The organism is Polaribacter aquimarinus (genome assembly GCF_003129485.1).
GTDB lineage: Bacteria > Bacteroidota > Bacteroidia > Flavobacteriales > Flavobacteriaceae > Polaribacter > Polaribacter aquimarinus.
This window is the reverse complement of record NZ_QFFG01000001.1, coordinates 461,062-484,771: the sequence shown is the minus strand read 5'-3', so window position 1 is coordinate 484,771 and position 23,710 is coordinate 461,062. Positions and strand designations below refer to the sequence as shown.

Here is a 23,710-nt window from a genome sequence, read left to right as displayed (position 1 = left end):
ATGAAAAAACTAGTTATTTTAGGGATACTCTTTTTATGTTTTGGGTGTAATAATCCGTCTTTAGAAAAAGAGAAACAAACCCTAACTTTAGAAGCGGGATTTCAAACCCCACCAAATCAAGCCAAAGCCAGAACTTGGTGGCATTGGATTAGTGGAAATGTTTCAAAATCAGGCATCACAAAAGATTTAGAAGCAATGAAGTCTGTTGGCATTCAAGAAGCGCAATTATTCAATGTGCATTTGGGTTTTCCAAAAGGCGGAATTACCTATTTAAGTGAAGAATGGCTAGATTTATTTCACTTTGCAGCGTCAGAAGCAAAACGTTTAGATTTAGAATTGGCATTTCATAACAGCGCTGGTTGGTCTTCTTCTGGTGGTCCCTGGGTTACCGAAGAAAATGCAATGCAAACTGTAGTTTTTAGTGAGCTTATTGTTGATGGAGAACAAGAATTTAAAGGTCAAATCCCTAAGCCAAAAACCAAATTCAGTTATTACCAAGATATCGCTGTTTTGGCGTTTCCAAAGCCTAAGGCATCTGTGAAAATTGATGGCTTAGATTATAAAATATTATCAGATAGAATCAGAAATCATTTGTTGCCAGATACCAAAGAAATTCCAAATGCAGCCATTATACAAAAGGAAAGTATCATTGACATTACGTCTAAATTTTCTGAAAATGGTATTTTAGAATGGAAAGTACCTAAAGGAGAATGGGTAATTCTACGAATAGGACATACGCCAAATGGTGCAAAAAATAGACCAGCTGTAGATGGTGGACACGGTTTTGAAGTTGATAAAATGTCTACAGCTGCTTTAGATGATTATTGGAACAAAGGTGTACAGCCCATTTTAAATAAATTAGAAGATTTAGTTGGAGAAACTGTAAAAAATTGTTTGATTGATAGTTACGAAGTAGGTTCTCAAAATTGGACTTCTGGTTTTGAAGATGAATTTCAAAAATTAAGAGGATATAATTTAACTTCATATTTGCCAACTTTGGCGGGCTATTATGTAGAAAGTGGAGAAATTACAGAACGTTTTCAGTGGGATTTTAGAAGAACTATTGGCGATTTAATTGCTGAAAACTACTATGGACATTTTGCAGAATTGTGCTATAAAAACAAACTAAAATTTTCTGTAGAGCCTTATTGGGGACCTTTTGATAATATGCAAGTTGGAGCCAAAGGAGACATAGTAATGTGCGAGTTTTGGAGTGGTGGTTATCCATTTTTTGACTCGTCAAAATTTGTGTCTTCTATTGCTCATTTAAACGGAAGTAGTATTGTTGGTGCAGAATCCTTTACAGGAATTGGTGGTTGGGACAAACACCCAGCAACTATAAAATCTATTGGTGATAAAGCTTGGGCAGAAGGCATAACCCGTTTTATATTTCATACATACGTGCATCAACCTTGGGATATTGGACCAGGCATGGCGCTAAGTTATCACGGTTTTGATTTAAACCGTTTGAATACTTGGTGGACACAAAGCAAATCGTATTTAGATTATATCGCCAAATCGCAATATTTATTACAACAAGGTACTAATGTTGCAGATGTATTGGTGTTTACTGGAGATTCTTCTCCAAATACAGCCTTTTTATTACCAGAACTTAAGAAATCTGGTTATGATTATGATTTAATTGGAGCTAATAAACTAGCAGAATTATCTGTGAAAAATGGAAAAATCGTTACGAAATTTGGTGTAGCTTATGAAGTATTGCTTTTACCAGAGAGCAATTGGATAACGCCTAAAACCTTAAAAATAATAGAGGCTTTGGTTAAAGATGGAGCCAAAATTATTGGGAAAAGACCAAAAAAATCTCCAAGTTTAACGAATTATCTTCAGAACGATGTTGTTATTAAAAATACTGCTAAAAAACTTTGGGATTCTAATTCGATAAAAGATATTTCAATCAATCAATTTTTAGAAGAAAATAAAATTATACCAGATTTTTCAGTTGAAAATGGCAGTAAAGACGACATCAGTTTTATTCACAGAAAAACAGCAGAAGCAGACATTTTTTTTATCGCCAATACAAAAAAAGAAAGCAGAGAAATTGTTGGAAGATTTAAAGTAGAAGACAAACAACCTGAACTATGGAATGCAGAAACTGGCGAAATAAAAAAAGTAGCTGTTTGGAAAAGTAATGAAGATGGAACCATAAGTATTCCTTTAAATTTAGATAGTGAACAATCCATTTTTGTCATTTTTAAAGAAAATTCAGAAGATAAAAATCACATTGTAAATGCTGATGTAAAATTAGAAAAACCAAAACCAAAACCAACACCTTTATCTAACTTAAAAATCATAAAAGCAGAATATGGTAATTTTTTACAAGAAGGTTTAGTAGATATTACGGATAAAGTAGCTGCAAAGGTAAATGGTGGAGCATTAAATTTTCAGATGTCTAGAGGATTTTGCGATTGTGATCCAGCAATGGGCTATGTAAAAGAGTTTCGAATGGAATATCAAATTGGAGATAAAGTAGAACACATTCATGCCGAAGAAAGAGAGTTTGTTAAAATTGATGCAGGCAATCAACCCCTCAAAATAATTTCTGCGGTATTTGGTAAATTTAAAGCAGAAACCAAAGGTGTGCCTAAAAATTTTGAAGCTTTTGATGTTACCAAAGACATCGAAAAACAAGTGACTTCTGGAAACTTGAATATCAAAATTTCAGATGAATTGGTAAATGGAAAAGCATTAAAAAATGCTAATAATTTTCTGAAAATCACATTTGAAACCGATGGTAATTCAAGAACTGCTATAATCCCTGAAGGCAATTTTTTGAATTTAAATAGATCTATACCTTCATCAGAAATTTATAAAATAAAAGGCAATACCATTTGGAAAACACCTTTTTCTGGAAGTTTGTCGTATACAAAGGCATCAGGAAAATCTAAACAAATAAAGGTTAAGGTTCCACAACCAAAAGAACTGTCTGAAAATTGGGACGTTACATTTCCTTTAAAAAACGGTCCAGCACTAAAAAAGCATTTTAAAACATTATCATCTTGGTCGGAAGTAACTGAAGAAGAAATTCAGCATTTTTCAGGAACTGCGATTTATGAAAAAGAATTCACTCTATCTAAAAAACATTTATGTAAAGAGAATGCTTTTGAATTGGATTTAGGAAGTGTAGCTATTGTAGCCGAAGTCTTTATAAACGATATAAAGGTAAGTACCTTATGGAAAGCACCTTTTAGAGTCGCTATTGATGATTATGTAAAAAAAGGTAACAATACTTTAAAAATAAAAATCACGAATTTATGGGTAAACCGCTTAATTGGTGATGAAAAAGAACCTTTAGATTACCAGCGCCGAGGTAATAAAACCAAGGCACTTCCTAGTTGGTTGTCAAATCCAGAATCTCGTGATTCCAAAAGAAAAACCTTTTCCTCTTGGAAACATTGGAAAAAAAATGATGCATTAAAAATGTCTGGTTTATTAGGGCCTGTGAAAATTAATATCTATAAAGTAAAGCCACTAAAATAGATAGTATAAATAATGAATACAAAGCAAGATTTAAATAGAGCAAATTTAAATTTAGAAGAAAAATCGCCAATACGAATCGTTCAATTTGGAGAAGGGAATTTTTTACGCGCATTTGTAGGGTATGCATTTCAAGAATTAAATAAAGCCGCTAATTTTAATGCGGGTATCGTCATAGTACAACCTATCGAAAATGGTATGGTGAACCTAATAAATGATCAGGAAGGCTTGTATACGCTTTTTATGAAAGGCATAACAAAGGGACAAGAAATTCAAGATATTTCTTTAATAAAAAATATTGTAAAAGGAGTTAACCCCTATACCGATTTTCAAGACTATCTTAGTTTAGCTAAAGAAGATACCTTAGAGTTTGTTATATCTAATACCACCGAGGCAGGTATTGCTTATAGAGAAGCAGATACTTTAGAAATGCAACCGCCAAGTTCTTTTCCTGCAAAACTAACTGTGTTTTTATACGAACGATACAAGCACTTTAATGGAGATACCACAAAAGGATTAAAAATAATTCCTTGCGAGCTGATCAATTACAATGCAAAAACACTTAAGGAAATTATATTACAATACATTGAAAATTGGGATTTAGACTTGAAATTTAAAACATGGGTTTTAGAATGTAATTCATTTCACAATACTTTGGTAGATCGTATTGTACCTGGATACCCAAGAAATGATATTGAAAATTATAATAACCAATTAGAATATAAAGATAACTTAATAGTTGCTGCCGAAACGTTTTTTCTTTGGGTTATAGAAGGAGGAGAGTCATTACAAAAAGCATTACCATTTAATAAAACCACTTTAGATGTTAAGATTGTAAAGGATATGCAACCTTATAGAACCAGAAAGGTTAGAATTTTAAATGGAGCACATACCAGTATGGTGCCATTCTCTTTGCTATATGGTAATACAACCGTAAAAGAAACGATAGATAATTCATTTACAGGAGCATTTATACATAAAGCTGTTTTTAGTGAAATTATAGAAACTTTAGATATGGATAAGGCAGAGTTAGAGAGTTTTGCTGAAGAAGTTTTTGATAGATTTAGAAATCCTTTTATAGTTCACAATTTATCAAGTATTGCTTTAAATACGGTGTCAAAATTTAAAGTTAGAGTATTGCCAAGTCTGTTAGAGTATGTGAAAATTAAAAATAAATTACCAATACATTTAACTTTTGCTTTTGCCTGTTTAATTCAATTTTATAAAGGAAATTGGAAAGGTGCAGTGTTACCTGTACAAGATAGTAATGATATAGAAGCGAAATTTTCTAAAATATGGGAATCTGATAATTACTTAGAAATTGTAAAAACAGTTTTAACTATAGAAGAATATTGGGGACAAGATTTAAATGAAGTCTCAAGTCTCACAAATACTTTAGCAATAGCTTTGATAGAAATAAATGCTAATGGAGTAGAACAAGGTTTTGTTAATTTTTCTAAACAATTTGAAGACGTATAATGAAAGAAAAATTAATAAAAGTAAATACACTAGATAATGTAGCGGTTGCTTTGGTAGACCTAGAAGCAGGAGCAACGGTTTTTTGTCAGGATACTGCCGTAAAAGTTATAGTAGCTACAGAGTCTAAGCATAAGGTTGCTTTAAAACCCTTTAATGTTGGTGATAAAATCATAATGTATGGTGTTTTAGTAGGTAAAGCCACAGCACCAATAAACGTAGGAGAGGTATTGACAATAGAAAATGTAAAGCATCAAAGTGAAAAAGTTTCTGGTAAAACCGAATCTTTAGGATGGAATGCACCTAATGTTGAGAAATGGAAAGACAAAACATTTTTAGGTTACCATAGAGCAGACGGACAAGTTGGTACAGAAAACGTGTGGTTGTTTTTTCCTCTTGTTTTTTGTGAGAACAGAAATATAGAAACCTTAAAAGAGATCTTTGATAAAGAACTATTAGAACATAAAAATAATCCGCATCAAAACCTATTAAAGGCATTAATTTCAGGAACAGAAGTTGTAGAGCAAGAAGAAAAATCGACTAGAGTTTTTGATAATATTGATGTGAGGTTTATAACGCATTCTGGTGGTTGTGGTGGTATTCGTCAAGATTCCGAGAGTTTAGCAAAATTATTAGCAGGGTATGTGAATAACCCGAATGTAGCAGGAGTAACCGTATTAAGTTTGGGCTGTCAAAACTTACAAATAAGTATTTTTAAAGAAGCATTACATGCCATAAATCCTAATTTAGAGAAACCTGTTTTAATTTACGAACAGCAACAAATGGGGACTGTAGATGATATGTTATCTACCATTATAAAAGAGTCTTTTATCGCTATAAGAGAAGCTAATAATATCAAACGAAGCCCAGTACCACTATCAAAATTACGCATAGGACTAGAATGTGGAGGCTCCGATGGTTTTTCAGGTATTTCTGCTAACCCCACTTTAGGGATGGTGTCTGATATGCTGGTTGCTTTAAACGGAACTGCGGTTTTAGCGGAATTCCCTGAATTATGCGGGGTAGAACAAGAATTGGTGAACCGATGCGTACATGAAGAAGATGCTGAGAAGTTTTTAAAGCTAATGAAAGCCTTTGAAAAATCGGTTATAGACGCAGGATCTGGTTTTGATATGAACCCGTCTCCAGGAAATATAAAAGATGGTCTTATTACAGATGCAATGAAATCTGCTGGGGCAGCTAAAAAAGGAGGGTCTTCTCCCATAGAGGATGTTTTAGATTATGGAGAATATTTATCCAAATCAGGATTAAACCTTCTATGTACACCCGGAAATGATGTAGAAAGTACAACTGCTTTAGCAGGTGCAGGTGCTAACTTGGTGTTGTTTACAACAGGATTAGGTACCCCAACTGGTAATCCCATTGCACCCGTAATAAAAGTATCCTCTAATACAGAATTGGCAAATAAAATGCCGGATATCATAGATATAGAAACAGGAGCTGTACTACGTGGCGAAAAAACAATTAATGAAATGGCAGAAGAAATGCTGGATTTTATTATAGAAGTAGCAAGTGGTAATATAATTACGAAAGCTAAATTATTAGGACAACACGATTTTATTCCTTGGAAAAGAGGCATGTCATTATAAAGCGTTAAAGACAATAAATTAAAAGTAATACAATGAATATTAAGTTAAAGAATTTATTTGGGGTACTGTTGTTTTGCTTTATCATAACTAGCCTTAAATCACAAACTAAAACCTATTTATCCGGTACTTATGCCAATACAGCTGTAGATTGGGAATTTAAAATGTCTGAAGGACGCAATAGCGGTTATTGGACTACTATACCCGTGCCATCAAATTGGGAAACCAAAGGCTTTGGTTATTATACCTATGGTAAAGATCATAAAGATTATAAAACAAAACCTGAAATTGGGTTTTATCGTCATAATTTTAAATTCAATTTAAAATCAGACAAACGTTATTTTATTGTGTTTCAGGGTTCCATGACAGAAACTACAGTTACTTTAAATGGACAACAAATAGGAGAAACACATGTAGGTGGTTTTACAGAGTTTAAATATGAAATCACTAATTTTTTAAAAACAGGAGACAATCTTTTGGAAGTTGAAGTATTGAAACCAGCAACACATCCACAAGTTGTAAAAGCAGAACGTATTGCAGATTACTGGTTGTTTGGAGGCATTTTTAGACCCGTTTATATTGAAGAATTACCCACAAATTTTATAGATCGTGTTGCTATTGATGCCCAAATGAATGGCGATTTTAAAATGGATGTATTTACAGATGCTTCTAAAGAAAATGTATCATTAACAGCACAAATTTACGACAGTAATAATCAAAAAGTAGGGAAGTCATTTTCTGGAAAAATTTCAAAAAATAAAGGTCATTTAGAAGTGACTCTTAAAGATGTTGCATTATGGTCTCATGAATACCCAAATCTGTATAATGTTGAGGTTACATTAAAACAAAAAAAGAAAACATTACATAGCTATAAACAAAAATTTGGATTTAGAACTTTTGAAGTAAGAGACCATGATGGCTTTTATTTAAATGGCAAACGTATATTGTTAAAGGGTGCGAATATGCATAGTTTCAGACCAGAAACAGGACGTACATTAACGAAGCAAGATATGCTGGATAATCTTAAGTTGATGCAGGATATGAACTTTAATACCGTGCGTATTTGTCACTACCCTCCAGATGCTGAGTTTTTAGATTTATGTGATTCTTTAGGACTTATGGCAATGGATGAATTGCCTGGTTGGAGGCATCCTTATCCAGATACTATTGGTGAAAAAATCGTAAAAGAACTGGTGGTAAGAGATGTCAATCATCCATCGGTAGTACTTTGGAGTAATGGTAACCATTTGGCTCACAATCCTAAATTTGATGAAGATTTTTTTAAATGGGACATACAAAAACGACGTCCTTTAAAAAATGAAACTAAAACAGGCGACATTTATCAAAACTATTCTCCTGATTTCGATATTATAAAAACCAATTTTTATCCATCTTATGATTTATTAAAACAAAGACTCTTTGGAGAAAATCATATTGTATTACCAAATGAAGCTTTACATGCACTTTATGATGGAGGAGGAGGAGCAAATTTAAAAACATACTGGGATGCTATTGAGAAATCTAAAGTGGGTGGCGGTTTGATGATTTGGGCACTTTTTGATGAAGGTTTGAGAAGAACCGATATGAACAATCAGCCTTTTCATCAAGGAAATAATGCACCGGATGGTATTGTTGGACCCAATGGAGAAAAAGATGGAAGTTATTATGCAGTCAGAGAAATATGGTCTCCAGTTCGTATTAAAGAAGATAAAATAACATCAAGTTTTAATGGCAAACTGACTGTTGAGAATAAGTTTGATTTTGTGAATTTAAATGAATGCAAAGTCAAATGGAAACTTATAGCTTTTGAAACCCCAAATACATCGGCACCAGGATTTAGAACCGTAGCAACTGGAAAAGTAAGTATGCCGAGCATTGTACCTGGAGGTGCAGGAGACTTAAGGATAGTGTTACCAGATAATCTCCCTAAATTCGACGCGTTAACTATTGAAGTTTTTGATAATAAAGGGCTGTTAGTCCATGAGAAACGATTACTTCTTGAAAAAGAAACAGTCTTTTTTCAAACATCAGTACAAAATAAAGTAATCCAAGACGAAAAGAATCCGTTTCTTTTTTATATCGGTGAGACCACAATTTTGTTTGATGAATATACAGGGATTTTAAAAACACTAGCTGTAAAAGGAAAAGCAACGAGTATTAAAAATTTCCCTTTTGTTGATATAAAAAGGGCTGACACGCTAAAAGTGAAATATAATAAGGAGCTTTCGATAAAAGCTTCAATTAAAAATGAAGAAGATCATTTTATTATTGAAAGTAAAAACCAAAATGGTTTTGAATCTATTAGATGGACGATCAAACATTCAGGAGAATTAAAATTGGACTATACATATTCTGTCAAAAAAGGTATTTATGAATATGCTGGAATTGGTATGGAAGTAAATGCTAAAACAATAAAAAGTAAACGTTGGCTAGGAGAAGGCCCTACAAGAGTATGGAAGAATCGTTTAGAGGGAGGTATTTATGATGTACATGCAGTAGAAAAAAAGATAAATATTCCTGGAGAAGTTTACAATCAGCCAGAATTTGAAGGGTGTTTTGCACCTTGGAAGTGGGCTGTGTTTTATATGGATGATAATGTGTCTGTAGGTTTTCAGAATAATAGTGATGTGATTTTAGGTGTCTTAAATCCTATAAATGGTGAAAATGCAAAAATGGCAAGTTGGAAATACCCAAAAAAGGAGGGGTTTTATTTTTTTAATGCGATTCCTGCAGTAGGATCAAAATGGAAAAGGCCAACGGAGTTCGGACCTGATGCGCAACCAACTAAAATAAATACATCCTTATCAGGTTCGGTGTCCTTATTTGTAAATTGGAATAATGCTAAAAACGATAATAGAATTTTTAAAATATCAATAGAATAAAAAGTTTACTTAAATATCTGTAAAAAATACTGATCATCAAATAGATGAAGTCAGTTTTATTGATGGAAGCATCAGTTTAAAAGTTACAAATTAGTAAGTTTTTTTACTAGTTACTGTAAGTGTATCAAAATCAGTAATTATAAAACTAGAATTAAATAAATAAACTAAATCAAAAAAAATGAAAAAAATACTCTTTGGATTATTTTTATTTAAGGTGTTGTTTATGTCTGCGCAATCCTTAGAACATCCTGTTATTTGGACTACTGCAGCTGAAAAACCAGCAATTTTACAAAAAATTCAAAATTATGCTTGGGCAAGTACCATTGTATCCCAAGTAAGAGGGCTTGTAGACGCTAAAGTAAATGCTCATATTTCCAATCCAGCAGCATTTTTAAATACTATTCCAGCATTAGCAGCAGACGATAATATTTCTGAAGCAAATGCAGGTTCTGCCATTTCAGGACATGCTTCAATTTTAAATTACGCATCATATGCTGCCCTGATGTATTATATTTCTGGAGAAGAGAAATATGCTCAATTTGCTGCAGATGTTTTATGGTATTACATAGAAGAACTTGCCCCAAGAACACCAGATAAGACTGCTATGAGTGGTAATTATTTTGCAGATCCTCGAACTGGGTATTTGCAATTTGCGATTGCATATGATTTTATGGTTAATTATTTAAAGAAACCGGAAACCAAAGTGTATCAAAAATCTTCAGGAAATAAAATTTCTTTTGATAACGTAAAGGCGCAAAAAGCTGTACACAATATTGCAGTAAATGCACTAGGAGAATTTACAGGGCAAGACAATAGATATGGTAGAGTAGTAAGTAACCATCCTATATTGACAGCTCCTGGTTCTTTATTTACCATACTTTGTGTAGAGAATGATGCTGAAAGAGAAAGATTGTTTAACATTTTCTGGAACGCAGGAACAAAACGTCAAAATTCTTTTACCAAAACAATTTTACCAATATTTGGAGATCAAGGTATTTGGCCAGAGCCTATAAGCTATAGTTTTATGCCCAATGTAACTATGGTACTCAATATAGTGGATCGTTTGAAACCAGAATTGAACGTTTTGAACAATTACACAAAAATATTAGACGGAAATTTTCTATTTGATAACTTAAGGCATCCTAACAGAACTTTTGTACGTTTTGGCGATTCTAAAAGATACAGTGATCAAACAAGAAAAATTTACAGATATACACACAATTTTGCATCAAGAAAGGGGTTAAGCGATTATGTTCAAAAAGCAGAAATAGCTTTAAGACAGGGATATGATGCTGTTGGAGGTTATACGCCAAACATCAAAATAAGTACATATGAAAACGTAGATGCTTTTGAACAATTATTTTGGGCAAAAGATATTCCTAAAACTATAGATGGAGAAATTGATTTTGAAAAACCAACCGTTATTATCAAACACGCAGGAGTAGCATTGCAACGTAATTTAGTAAAAGAAAATAACGAAGATTACGGTCTTACTGGTATTATTGGAGGAGCACATTATGTGCATTCCCATGCTACAGGAATTACGATGGAATTGTATGGAGCAAATTATATTATGGCTCCTGGTGCGGGGTTACCCAAAACAGTTGCAGAAAGAAAACTACCAGAACATACAAATTATTTTTGGCGACACGCAGGAAATAATACAATGATTGTAAACGGGACTACGCACGGTATTCAACCTGGTTCTTGGAATTCGGATTCTTATTTATGGATGAACACTACCGTTAATGAAGCTGCAGAACCAAAACATTTGGAAGATCCTATAAACTCTAATTTTAGTTTTGCTACACAATTCTTAGATGATAAAGTAAATAATGATCAACAAAAAAGAACCTTAAGTACAATTAGAACTAGTGAAACTACAGGGTATTATTTTGACATGTTCCGTTCAAAATCTTTGGGCGAAAATAATTTTCATGATTACATATATCATAATATAGGTGATGTAACGAATGTAATGACAATGGATGGAACAGAATTAGCGGTTTCTCCAACAACCAGATATCAAAATGACATCGGAGATTTACAAAAATCTCCAGGTTGGCGATTTTTCGAAGATACCAACGTTACACAATCTACAGATGCAGCAATAAAGGTGCGTTTCGATTTGAATGAAACCAACACGTATATGAATATGTTTGCTCCATCTGGAGTTTCTAGAGAATATACTAAAGCTTTAGGACCTGCAACTCGTGAAGCTAAAGGAGGATACATAAATAAAAAAACACAAATACTTGCTATAAGACAACAAGGTGAAGCTTGGGATAAACCGTATGTTCATATTTTTGAACCTTCTAAATCTATAAATACAAGTGTTAAATCTGTTGAGCATTTATATAGAGATAACGTAATTGTTGGAGTTAAAGTAGAGAGTCAAATAGGTGATAAGGTCATTATAGATTATATCCTTACACAAGAAGATGCTACAAAAGTGCTTAGTATTGCTAGTTTAGGTATCAATTTTACGGGACACTTTGCAATTATACGACGTGAACAAGATCTTGAAAAAGCGTTCATTACTTTATACATTGGTGAAGGTAAAAGTCTTTCTTTTGGAGAACATTCTTTACAAGTAGGTGATGAAAATAAAGGACAAAAGATTATTGAAGTGGCAGTTGATAATAGTAGAGTTCTTGGATTTAAAAATCTTGTGAATAATCAAGAATTTGCTAAAGGTGCAAATGTAACAGTTGAAGCATTGGTAGGTACAGATTTTACTGAAGCTACGTTGTTTGTAAATAATACCAATATTGGTAAAAAAACAGCAGCTCCATTTGTTTGGTCATCAATACCTGAATTAACAAACTTAACAGAACTTAGCTATGTGCTTAAAATTGAAGCTAAAGATGCACAGGGTAATGTTGTAGAAAGATCATTAACTATTGTAACACCTAATCAGTGGGCTTATACTCCAGATAATCAACCACATTCTGTTCCTGGGAAAATAGAATTTGAACATTATGATAATGGAGGAATCGACATTGCATATTGGGATAAGAAAAATCAAAATAGTTCTTCTTTTAGATCAAATGAAATGGTAGATATTAGCACTAATGGGCAAATTGTGAGAGATATAAAAAATGGAGAGTGGTTAGAATATACTATTGATGTTACCCAAGCAGGAAATTATGAATTAGAGGTAACACATCAAACAAGAAGAAGTCCAGCATTTAAGCAACTTACAGTTTCTTTCCCTGATGAAAATAAAACATTTTTAAGTGATGTGATATTAACCAATACAGGCTCTGGTGCATATTTAACAGAATCTATTGGAAGATTTGATATGGAAGCTGGAAAACATGTGTTGAGATTTAGTATGTTAAATTTTGGTTTCGATTTAGATTCTTTTGAGTTAAAATTAAAGAGTCTTTCAGTATCAGATATCCAAAATGAAGATAAATTTAATATAAATGTATTTCCAAATCCAACAAGTCATTCATTTACAGTAAAAGTGAATAAATCTAATTGGAAAAACGTAAGTATTTATAATGTTCTTGGTAGAAGAGTTTATACGAATAACAAGATTCAAAACGAATTAACGATTAATACTCAAGAACATAAAATGGCAAGTGGTATGTATTTTATTGTTGTTCAAGGCGAACAAGGAAATCAATTTACAAAAAAACTAATCGTAAAATAATAACTATTAATGAGGAATAAGCAACACATAATTTTATTTTTTTTAGGATTCATTCTATTAGGCTGTAAGGCTACTAAAAAAGATTTACAAAATAATGATGAAGGGGAGCAAATGGTAGACTATTTTGCCGACAACGGTTTTGGAAATGCAGTGGCTATTGTGCAACATCCTTCTGGCGTTTATCACAAAGGGATTACCTATGTAGCTTACCAAGGAGCATTAGAAGATCCTTACGTAGCTTCCTATAATCATACGACTAAAGAATGGAAAGGTCCGTTTAAAGCTGGTGTTAGCCAAATGGGTAAAGACCCAAATCGAAAGAAAAAGATAGATAATCATGGTAAGCCCGCGATTCTTATTGATGATGCCGGTTATATTCATATCGCTTTTGGAGGTCATGGAGGAACTCCCTCAGATGGTAATAATCCTTTGGGAAATCATCATTATGGCAAAAACCTACATGCAGTTTCTAAAAAACCTTTAGACATTTCTGCTTGGGAAACCTTAGATAATATTTCCATATTTGGTACCTACAGTCAGTTTGTAAAAATGGATAATGGCGATATCTATTTGTTTTATCGTCATGGAGCACATAGAAGTAATTGGGTATATCAAAAGTCTACAGACAATGGAGTTACTTTCAACGAGCCAGTTTCGTTTTTAAAACATAAACGTCAGCAAAATATCGAAGCTGAAGATTCGTGGTATCCTTGGGTAAATAAAGGTAATGGAGATGATATTATTGTAGCATTCGATTATCATATTTGTAGAGACAACAAAAATAGTCAAGATGCAAGAGGACACATTCCAGAAAGGCATAATTTGTATTATATGGTTTTTGATACAAAAAAAGATATTTGGAAAAATGTTAAAAATGAATCTTTAGAAATGCCTTTAACTAAGGAAATGGCTGATGAAAAAGCACTGGTAAATAAGATACCAAACGATTGGACTTTTCAAGGCGTAGCGGATGTAGATTCTAATGGGAATCCGCAAGTTATTGTGTTGGTTGGGCCAGATATTGGTGCAAAAAGAAGTGGTCCAAAACGCTTACAGCACTATAGATGGAATGGACAAGAGTGGCTGCAAAGTAAGAATACTGATTTGCCTAGAGGAAATGGAGATTTGGAAATAACATCAGCAAAAGAAGTCAGCATTTATTTAGAAAGTGAAACAAACGATGATGTTGGAGAAATAAGCAGATGGGATAGTTTTGATGGAGGAGCGTCTTTTAAAAAGAACAAAGTATTTTTAAGTAGAGAAAATTCAGGTTTTATAATATCTGCGCTTATTGACAATCCACATCCTGATGCTAGAATTATTGTTGGGCAAAAAGAAGAAGGCTCAGATTTTAGAAAAATGTATCTTGTAGGAGATAATGGACCAATAAAACGAAATAAAAAAGAAACGATACTTGAAAAACCATTAATAAAACAAACCAAAAAATAATAAATCTAACCTAAAATGAAAATGATTAAAAAAATATCCATAGTAATATTTGCTGTAAGCATTTTAATTTCTTGTGGTAAAGAAACTAAAAAAGAGACAGAAAGTACGTCTAGTAAAGCGCAAAATCAACCCAATATTGTATTCATCTTATCAGACGACCAATCATGGACTGATTATAGTTTTATGGGCGATAAAAATATAGAAACCCCAAGAATAGATAAATTCGCTTCCGAAAGTTTAACCTTTACAAAAGGTTATGTACCCACACCTCTATGTTCACCGTCATTGGCTTCAATAATTACAGGTCTGTATCCTAAAAACCACGGAATTTTAGGAAATGATAAAGTTTACGATCGTGTAAAAGGAGATCGTAAAGCAAGTCAAAAAAATAGAGCAGAAGCTTACAAACCTATTATTTCAGCTTTTGAAAAGCAATCGACACTTCCAGATATGCTTAAAGAAAAAGGCTATTTGTCTTTTCAAACAGGAAAATGGTGGCATGGAAACCATAAAGTTGGTGGTTTTGATTATGGTATGACTCATGGAAATCCTAAAAGAGGAGGAAGACATGGAGATTATGGTCTTAAAATTGGAAGAGAAGGTTTAGATACCATCAACAATTATGTAGATTTAGCATTAAAAGAAAAGAAACCTTTCTTTTTATGGTATGCACCTTTTTTACCTCATAGACCTCATAACCCGCCACAGCATTTGTTCGAAAAATATAAAAAGAAAACAGACTCTGAGCATTTGGCAAAATATTGGGCAATGATAGAGTGGTTTGATGAAACTTGCGGACAGTTATTCGATTTAATAGAAGAAAAAGGTTTAACAGAAAACACCTTATTTGTGTATGTATGTGATAATGGTTGGAGACAAAACCCTGATAAAAGTGGGTATATGTCAGATTCTAAACGTGCACCTTACGATATGGGAATTCGTACACCAATTATGTATAAATGGGCAGGTAAAATAAAACCTAAAATGGATACAGAAACAGTTGTAAGTAGTATAGATATGGTACCCACAGTTTTAGATATTTTAAACATAGAGAAACCTAAAAATTTACCAGGAATTAGTGTTGTAAATACAGAAAAGCTAAATAAACGTAAAGGTATTTTTGGAGAAGTATATGCACATGATTTCGAATCTATAGAAAAGAGCATGTTTTATAATATGGCTATTTTTCCTCCTTATAAAATTATCGTTCCAGACCCTATTAGAAAGAAGAATGAAAAAGTGCAGTTATTTAATATCAACAAAGATCCTTTTGAAAAGACTAATTTAGCCGAAAGCCACCCTGAAATAGTTAAAGATTTACAGGGAAAAATTGCAGCGTTCAGAGCTGAATAAAATCAATAATATTTTTTCTCCTGAAGAGTTACTCAAATAAATAAAAAATTTATGAGATGTAATTTCTCAGGAGAATTTGTATTTTAGAATATGAAATTAGACATTAAAGGAATAATGAAACATTAAGATGAAGCGAAGAGATTTTATTCAGCTATCCACCATAACAGGTATTGGTTTATCATTATCAGTAACAAGTCTTTTAAACTCCTGTACTAAAGAAGTGCAAGGATTTCACTCTCCTGAATATAGAACGCTGGTATTTGATTTGTTGAAAGACTGGTGTGATGGTATGATTAAAACGCAAATAATAAAACCATCTGATCCAAAAGTTCATGGACTCATGGATTGTCCTGCTTGCGATACTGTTCATGCAAGAGTAATGGATGCTGTGTATCCGTTTTTTTACATGGCAAAAGCTACAGGAGATAAAAAGTATCTAGAAGCTGGCATTTTGGCATTTGAATGGGGTAAAAATGTAACCAGAGATGATGGGGCATGGACCAACGATTTAAATCCGAAATCATGGGATGGTACCACCGTTTTTGGAGCTATCGCTTTAGCCGAAACTTTAAAATATCATGCCGATTTATTAGATGAAAGCACTCGTGGACGATGGTATAAACGTTTAGAGTTAGCAACCGAATTTGTTTATAATCGATTTTATAAAGTAGATGCGTCAAATATCAATTATGGAGCAACTACTATTTATGCATTGAATTTAATTGGAAAATTACTTAATAATTCAAAATATATAAATAGAAGTAAAGAATTGGTTACTCAAGTTAAAAGCCATTTTACAGAACCTAATGCGCTTTTATTTGGTGAGATACAAGGTAAGGATAAGAAAAAATTGAGTCCAAAAGGCTTATCAGGAATAGATTTAGGGTATAATATAGAAGAGTCTTTAAATAATTTGGTGCTATATGCTATAGAAGAAAAAGATGAGGAATTATTAATGGTACTTAAAAAGTCTTTAGACTCGCATTTACAGTTTATTCTGCCAGATGGTGGTATTGATAATAGTTTTGGTAACAGAATGTTTAAGTGGACGTATTGGGGCAGCAGAACGAGCGATGGTATGCAACCAGCATTTAGTTTTATAGCGAACCATAATCCTGCTTTAGGTACAGCAACTTTTAAAAATACAGAACTTTTAAGACAATGTACTCATAACGGATTATTGCATGGAGGTCCACATTATGTCTCTCATGGTATTCATCCTTGTGTGCATCATACCTTTGCACATGCCAAACCATTGGCAACTTTATTAGATCATTGGGATGATTTACCGGAAATAGACAAATCAGCACCATTGCCTAGAACTATTGCTGATGGAGAAACTTATTTTGAAGAATTGGATGTTTCTTTATTTGGAAAGGGAGATTGGAGAGGGACAGTCTCGGCTTATGACTCTATTTATAGTCAAAAAAAGGATGTGAGGCAAGCAACAGGAGCATCTCTTGGATTGTTGTATCATAACAAAGTTGGCTTGCTCTGTACAGCAAGTACTGCAATTTATAAAATGTTAGAAGCGTATAATCAACAACCTCAACCAGGAGAAGATTTTGCGTTAACACCAAGAATTGAAACTTTTAAAGAAACAGTTTGGTATAGTAATTTGTTTGATTTAGAGGCAACATATACTTCAAAAGAGGATGTCAATACAATTGAATATAAAGCCAAGGTTCAGTTAAAGAATGAAGCAAAAGAAGTGGTTGTTGAAACCGCTTCGGATTTTGAATTAAATTATATATGTTCAGTAGAAAAGTTAGAAATAACTGTTTCAACCAAACAAATTATCAAAGAAAAAACGGCTTTTGTATTGCCTATAGTTTCTCCAGAAGAAGAAAAAGTAAATCAAATTTCAGCAAACGAAATCACGATAGAAAAACCAAAAGGAACAGTAAAAATAACGTCTAACTATGGTATTAAAATCAAAGACATTCCAAAAAATAGAATTTTTAATATGGTACCTGGCGTAGAAGTCGTTCCTTTGATAGCAAAATTTAAAAAGTTTGATACTCCTTTAAAAATAACTATTGAAGTAGTATAAATTTCAAATAAATAAAAAATATAATAATGAGAAGATTAGTCTATTTAGTAGTTTTTTTTAGTTTGTTTATCAGTTCTTGTAGAACAAAGTCAACACAAGAACAGGAAAATATAATTAAAAACACTAAGCCCAACATATTGTTTATAGCTGTTGATGATTTAAACAATATGATAGCGCCTATTGATAATTTTTCAAATGTAAAAACACCTAATTTTGATAGGTTAGCTAAAATGGGAGTAACCTTTACAAATGCCCATGTGCAAGCACCACTTTGTGGCCCTTCAAGAGCATCAATAATGACAGGTTTACGGCCTTCTACAACAGGTATTTATGGGATGACGCCTGATAACGAAATTAGAAGAGAAGGAAATTCTTCAACTAAAGATATTACGTTTTTACCAGAGTATTTTCAGCAAAATGGGTACCACACTATGGGTATTGGTAAACTGTTTCACATTCATGCTCCTAAAAATGTATTTCAAGAATCTGGAGGTCGTATTAAAGGTTTTGGACCTTACCCTAAAAAACGTTTTGTTTGGGATGGTTTTGGAACATCAAAAGCTAAAAAAGAAAGATATGGAAGAACAAGTACAGATTGGGGAGCTTTTCCAGAGAATGACACTTTAATGCCAGATCATGAATCTGTAAATTGGGTTGCAGAACGATTACAAAGAGACTATAACAAACCTTTTTTTATGGGCTTAGGGTTTTTAAGAGTACACGTTCCTTTGTATGTGCCTCAAAAATGGTTCGATTTATATCCTTTAGATAAAATTGAAACACCGCCATACAAGTCCGATGATTTAAATGACATTCCACCTGTTGGGTTACAAATTAACGATTTACCAATGATGCCATCTACTGAGTGGGCAAAGAAAAGTGGAGAATGGAAAAAGATTGTACAAGCCTATTTGGCATGTATCAGTTATGTCGATTATGAATTGGGTAGAGTTTTAGATGCTTTAGAAAGTAGCAAATATGCAGACAATACTGTTATTGTTTTATGGTCAGATCATGGATATCGTTTAGGAGAAAAAGGCACTTTTGCAAAACACGCGCTTTGGGAAACCGCAACAAAAGCACCATTAATGTTCGCTGGACCCAATTTGCCGAAAGGAAAGAAAATTAACGCACCTGTTGAAATGCTGTCCATTTATCCAACACTTTTAGAATTAAGTGGTTTACCTGCTTACAAAAGAAATGAAGGAAAAAGTTTAGTAACGATGATGCAAAAAGATGAAGGGTTACAAGATGCTTATGCCTTAACTACTTTTGCGATGAATAACCATGCTGTAAAAAAAGATGGTTACAGGTACATACGTTATGAAGACGGTACAGAAGAGTTTTATGATCATAATTTAGATCCGAACGAATGGAATAACGCCGCTGATAATCCAAAATACAAGCTTCAAATCGAAAAAATGAAAGCACTTTTACCTAAGGTGAATTCTAAATGGGATGCAAGTTCTAACTATACATTTCAACCTTATTTTGTAAAGCAAAAGAAACGTATTAATGGAGCAGAAAAGAAACCAGTAGAGGTAATTGGAGCCGATAGATAAATGGGAATACATAAAACCGATTTCATCAAAACAAGTGTAGCTATTTTTTGGATGGTTTTTTGCAATACTGCTTTTGCTCAAAATCCTATTTTAAAAGGTCTTGGTGTTTCAGACCCTCATATTAGAGTTTTTCAGGATACAATTTATTTATACTCTGGGCACGATGCTAATCCAAAAGACAAAACTTGGGTTATGAAAGATTGGCGTGTGTTTTCATCTACAGATTTACGTAACTGGTCTTTAAGGAATACTATAAGTCCTAAAGAAAATTATATGGATGATAATAGTACGGATTGTTGGGCAAGTGATGCCGCAACAAGAAATGGGAAGTACTATTTTTATTTTTCAGATAGAAAAAGAGGGGTTGGGGTAATGTCTGCCTCATCTCCTATAGGCAGTTTTAAAGACGTTTTAGGGCAGCCTTTAGTTGCACCTATGCACGATCCAACAATTTTAATAGATGATGATTTAGAAAAAACACCTTATTTAATATACGGAGATAAAGAAGGAGGAGGATTTCATATTACAAAATTAAATGATGATATGATTTCTATTTCAGAAACACCAAAACCAATTCAAATTAATGGAAAGGCTTGGGAAAATGCACCGCATTGGATGGATAAGAATTATATTTTTAAATATAAAGATTGGTATTATTTAAGCTGGGGAAGAGATTACGCAATTTCTAAAAATATTTATGGTCCCTACCAATGTGTAGGTTCTGTTGGCAATGGATACAATTTAAGTGAGTATGCTCACGGAAGTTTTTTTAAATGGAAAGGTCAGTTTTATCATATTTGGTGTTATTATATCAATAAAGGATTTAAGTTTAGAGAATCTATCATAACTTATTGTCATATAGATGATAACGGAAAAATTGTAACAGATACCAACTTTTTAGATCAACATTTTAGCAATGGCGTTGGGCAATATCAGGCGTCATGGAAAAAAATTGAAGCAGAATGGTTTTATGAAATATCCGAAGGTATTCAGAAAACAGGAAGTAAAGATGAAGGCTTCATTTTAACAAATATTAAAGATGAGAACTATGTTAAGTTCGCTAATGTCAATTTTGATAGGGTGTATAAGAATATAATTTTACGAATCAAACTTTACGGACAAAAAGGGAAAATAAAAATTAGAACAGGAAGCGCAAACGGAACCTGTATCGGGAAAATTAATTTGAATCCTAAAAATAGGAATGAACAGTTCCAGGAGCTTAAATTAAAAATTAAAGACACTAAAGGTTTAGAGGATATATTTATATTTTTTGAAGGGAATAAGAACGACGCACTTAGCTTAGATTGGATAAAGTTTGAATAAAATAAAAAATTGGTGAAATGAGAAGATATTTTAAAAGACTAAATAGAGTTTTGGTTATGTTGCTTTTTAGTGGATGCATTACGTTATTCTCATGCGGAACTAAGTCAAAGAAAGCAATGATAACTGACTCAGTAGATGAAAGTATAAAAGACAAAACACTTAGCATTCTTAGTTTAAAGAAGCTTAATTCAGTTAAAAAAGCAATAAGGGAAGAATCTAATACAACATATAAAGCGTCATATCAATCGTTAATCAAATCGGCTAATAAAGCTCTAAACGAAGGGCCTTTTAGTGTTACTAATAAAACCCAAACACCAGTTAGTGGAGATAAACATGATTATTTGAGCATAGGTCCGTATTGGTGGCCAGATCCTGCTAAACCAGATGGTATGCCTTGGATTCGTAGAGATGGAGAGGTAAATCCATTAACGTTAGGAGAAAATTTAGATTTACAACGAAAAGCAAATATGTTTCGTAATACCTATCGTTTAGCAATGGCCAATTTTTTATCAGAGGACAAAAAATATGCTGAAAAAGCAATAGAACTGTTGTCGGTTTGGTTTTTGAATCCTGAAACGAAAATGAATCCAAATTTAAATTATGCACAGGGTATTCCTGGAATAACTGATGGGCGAGGAATTGGTATCATTGAATTTGTAGGGATAAAAGAGATTTTAACAGCTATTGAGCTATTAGAAATAAATACCGCAATGGATAAGAAAACTAGTGAAGGTTTAAGATCTTGGTTAAAAGATTATCTCCACTGGTTACAGACTAGTAAGAATGGTATAGATGAAAGTAAATGGAAAAACAACCATGGGACTTGGTATGATGTACAAATCGTTTCTTTACTTATGTTTTTTGATAGACAGGATGAAGCAAAAACGGTTCTTGAAAGCGTAAAAAAAACTAGGATAGATACCCAAATAGCAAAAGATGGGAAATTACCACTAGAACTTGCTAGAACAAGACCGCTACATTATAGTGCTTACAATTTAGAAGCTTTTACATATTTAGCATATTTCGGTAAAAAAGTAAATGTTGATTTATGGAATTATAATCCGTCTAATGCTGGAGGTATAAAAGATGCCTATAACTTTTTACTTCCTTATGTTAAGCAAGAAAAAAAATGGGAATCTGAGGATGTAGGCGGTGCAGATAAAGGACTGGAATATTTAGGAAGATTATTCTTTATGGCAGGAATTATGTTTGATGTTTCTGAATATACCTCGATTCAAAATAATATGAATAAAAAAGATGATTTTGAAATTATAAGCTATTCATTCTAGACGTTTTGTTTATTCAGGAAACTAAAATTTATTAAAAGAACTATTAAAATATCATGATGAAATTATATAACTTAAAACAATATATTATATACCTGTTAGGGGTTATAGTTATGATATCATGTCAATCTAAAAAAGAAGATAAAACACCATACAATATACTTTTTATAGCTGTAGATGATTTAAGAACAGAACTGAATTGTTATGGTGCTTCGCATATTAAGTCTCCCAATATAGATCGATTAGCAAATAATGGTATTCGATTTACAAACGCCCATGTACAACAAGCTATATGTATGGCTTCTCGAGCTTCGGTTATGTCTGGTGTGCGACCAGAAAAATACGGCATATACACAGGAGAGCCCGTTACTGATGTGCTACCTGAAATACTTACAATGAATCAGTTTTTTAAGCAAAATGGATATAATGTTGCTTCTTTTGGAAAGATTTATCATTTTGGTGAAGACACAAAAAATCAATTCGGTAGTGATTTTATAAAACCGGTCTCAACATGGGAGGGTATGGGCTATGTTACTAAAGCAGCTATCAAACAGCAATCATTAAATACAATAACTGGTCGCGGTCCTGCCTACGAATCAGCTAAAGTTCATGATACTTTGTATCAAGATGGATTGAATACCCTTAACGCTATTAGAAAATTAGAAGGCCTTAAAAAAGATGGAAAACCTTTCTTTATGGCTGTTGGTTTAACCAAACCACATTTACCTTTTAATGCGCCTCAGAAATACTGGGATATGTATCCAGAAGCGTCTATATCATTAACAGAACTAAAAGAAAGGCCCAAAAACACTAGTAAACATACATTGAGAACGGGTGGAGAACTTGGTAATTATTATGGCATGCCAAAACTTTATGAAGACATACAGGACTCTACGGCAATAACTTTGAGAAGGGGTTATTACGCTTGTGTTTCATATGCTGATGCTCAAGTTGGAAAGTTGTTAGACAAACTCGATGAGCTTGGTTTAAAAGAAAATACAGTAGTCGTTTTATGGGGTGATCATGGTTATAAATTAGGAGATTATGGAAGTTGGTGTAAATGGTCTAACATGGATATTGATACTAAAATTCCTTTAATATTTAATGTACCTAATGGTCAGAGAGGCAAGGTTTTTAAACATCCGGTAGAGGCTTTAGACCTGTATCCAACTTTGGCAGATTTATGTAATTTAGAGCAACCTGCCCAATTGGAAGGAAAGAGTTTGGTGTCAATTCTCAATAATCCAAAACAAAAATTGAAAACTAAACTTTATGCTTATTCTATCTGGCCTCATAATCGTTGGAATTATGATAAAACTGTCATGGGATATTCTGTTACAGACCACCGATTCAATTATGTAGAATGGGTACAATTAAAAACAGGAGAGGTACTTGAGCGTGAATTATACGATCATAAGAATGATCCCAAAGAAACAATAAATATTATCAAAGAACATCAATATAATGATGTGATAAATGAGCTATCTAAAAAACTTATGTTAAGAAAGGAAACTACAGATCATAATCATGGTTTCAAGAAGCTTAGGTAGATATATAAAGCAT

General features: G+C 32.9%; 12 protein-coding genes. All 12 read left to right on the top strand.

The features are described from left to right. The 12 genes from DIS07_RS02170 (at position 1) to DIS07_RS02115 (ending at position 23,697) form a co-directional block, all read left to right on the top strand. A complete protein-coding gene (locus tag DIS07_RS02170; RefSeq protein ID WP_109403572.1) occupies positions 1–3,498 on the top strand; it encodes a glycosyl hydrolase in 3,498 nt (1,165 codons plus the stop codon). A gap of 12 nt (positions 3,499–3,510) precedes the next feature. Beyond that, the gene (locus DIS07_RS02165) at positions 3,511–4,974 is read left to right on the top strand and encodes a tagaturonate reductase (RefSeq protein WP_109403571.1); all 1,464 of its coding nucleotides are present in this window, start codon (positions 3,511–3,513) and stop codon (positions 4,972–4,974) included. Next, positions 4,974–6,581: a UxaA family hydrolase gene (locus DIS07_RS02160; protein ID WP_109403570.1), complete on the top strand. Its 1,608-nt coding sequence runs from the start codon at positions 4,974–4,976 to the stop codon at positions 6,579–6,581. Before DIS07_RS02165 ends, DIS07_RS02160 begins: the two co-directional genes overlap by 1 nt. Before the next feature lie 32 nt (positions 6,582–6,613). Further along, entirely contained in the window at positions 6,614–9,460 is a 2,847-nt protein-coding gene (locus DIS07_RS02155; RefSeq protein WP_109403569.1) for a glycoside hydrolase family 2 protein, read from the top strand. Between the two features lie 178 nt (positions 9,461–9,638). Continuing rightward, on the top strand, positions 9,639–13,121 hold the full coding sequence (locus DIS07_RS02150) for a T9SS type A sorting domain-containing protein (RefSeq protein ID WP_109403568.1): 3,483 nt from the start codon (positions 9,639–9,641) through the stop codon (positions 13,119–13,121). Between the two features lie 9 nt (positions 13,122–13,130). Further along, on the top strand, positions 13,131–14,570 hold the full coding sequence (locus tag DIS07_RS02145) for a BNR-4 repeat-containing protein (RefSeq protein ID WP_109403567.1): 1,440 nt from the start codon (positions 13,131–13,133) through the stop codon (positions 14,568–14,570). A gap of 21 nt (positions 14,571–14,591) precedes the next feature. Continuing rightward, the gene (locus DIS07_RS02140) at positions 14,592–15,923 is read left to right on the top strand and encodes a sulfatase family protein (protein ID WP_235869073.1); all 1,332 of its coding nucleotides are present in this window, start codon (positions 14,592–14,594) and stop codon (positions 15,921–15,923) included. A gap of 127 nt (positions 15,924–16,050) precedes the next feature. Further along, positions 16,051–17,976: a hypothetical protein gene (locus tag DIS07_RS02135; RefSeq protein ID WP_109403565.1), complete on the top strand. Its 1,926-nt coding sequence runs from the start codon at positions 16,051–16,053 to the stop codon at positions 17,974–17,976. A 26-nt stretch (positions 17,977–18,002) separates the two neighbouring features. Beyond that, entirely contained in the window at positions 18,003–19,538 is a 1,536-nt protein-coding gene (locus DIS07_RS02130; RefSeq protein ID WP_109403564.1) for a sulfatase, read from the top strand. Further along, positions 19,539–20,861, top strand: a complete 1,323-nt coding sequence (locus DIS07_RS02125; protein ID WP_219930510.1) for a family 43 glycosylhydrolase — start codon at positions 19,539–19,541, stop codon at positions 20,859–20,861. Positions 20,862–20,878: 17 nt separating this feature from the next. After that, positions 20,879–22,150, top strand: coding sequence for an alginate lyase family protein (locus tag DIS07_RS02120; RefSeq protein WP_109403563.1), 1,272 nt, complete (start codon positions 20,879–20,881; stop codon positions 22,148–22,150). 56 nt (positions 22,151–22,206) lie between these two features. After that, entirely contained in the window at positions 22,207–23,697 is a 1,491-nt protein-coding gene (locus tag DIS07_RS02115) for a sulfatase (protein WP_181374507.1), read from the top strand. Positions 23,698–23,710: the final 13 nt, after the last annotated feature.

Bases quoted from the DNA above. Each gene is read 5' to 3' on its own strand.
- DIS07_RS02145 (WP_109403567.1), top strand. From the start codon at position 13,131: ATGAGGAATAAGCAACACATAATTTTATTTTTTTTAGGATTCATTCTA.
- DIS07_RS02115 (WP_181374507.1), top strand. From the start codon at position 22,207: ATGAAATTATATAACTTAAAACAATATATTATATACCTGTTAGGGGTT.
- DIS07_RS02160 (WP_109403570.1), top strand. From the start codon at position 4,974: ATGAAAGAAAAATTAATAAAAGTAAATACACTAGATAATGTAGCGGTT.
- DIS07_RS02165 (WP_109403571.1), top strand. From the start codon at position 3,511: ATGAATACAAAGCAAGATTTAAATAGAGCAAATTTAAATTTAGAAGAA.
- DIS07_RS02170 (WP_109403572.1), top strand. From the start codon at position 1: ATGAAAAAACTAGTTATTTTAGGGATACTCTTTTTATGTTTTGGGTGT.
- DIS07_RS02130 (WP_109403564.1), top strand. From the start codon at position 18,003: ATGAGAAGATTAGTCTATTTAGTAGTTTTTTTTAGTTTGTTTATCAGT.
- DIS07_RS02140 (WP_235869073.1), top strand. From the start codon at position 14,592: ATGATTAAAAAAATATCCATAGTAATATTTGCTGTAAGCATTTTAATT.
- DIS07_RS02135 (WP_109403565.1), top strand. From the start codon at position 16,051: ATGAAGCGAAGAGATTTTATTCAGCTATCCACCATAACAGGTATTGGT.
- DIS07_RS02120 (WP_109403563.1), top strand. From the start codon at position 20,879: ATGAGAAGATATTTTAAAAGACTAAATAGAGTTTTGGTTATGTTGCTT.
- DIS07_RS02125 (WP_219930510.1), top strand. From the start codon at position 19,539: ATGGGAATACATAAAACCGATTTCATCAAAACAAGTGTAGCTATTTTT.
- DIS07_RS02150 (WP_109403568.1), top strand. From the start codon at position 9,639: ATGAAAAAAATACTCTTTGGATTATTTTTATTTAAGGTGTTGTTTATG.
- DIS07_RS02155 (WP_109403569.1), top strand. From the start codon at position 6,614: ATGAATATTAAGTTAAAGAATTTATTTGGGGTACTGTTGTTTTGCTTT.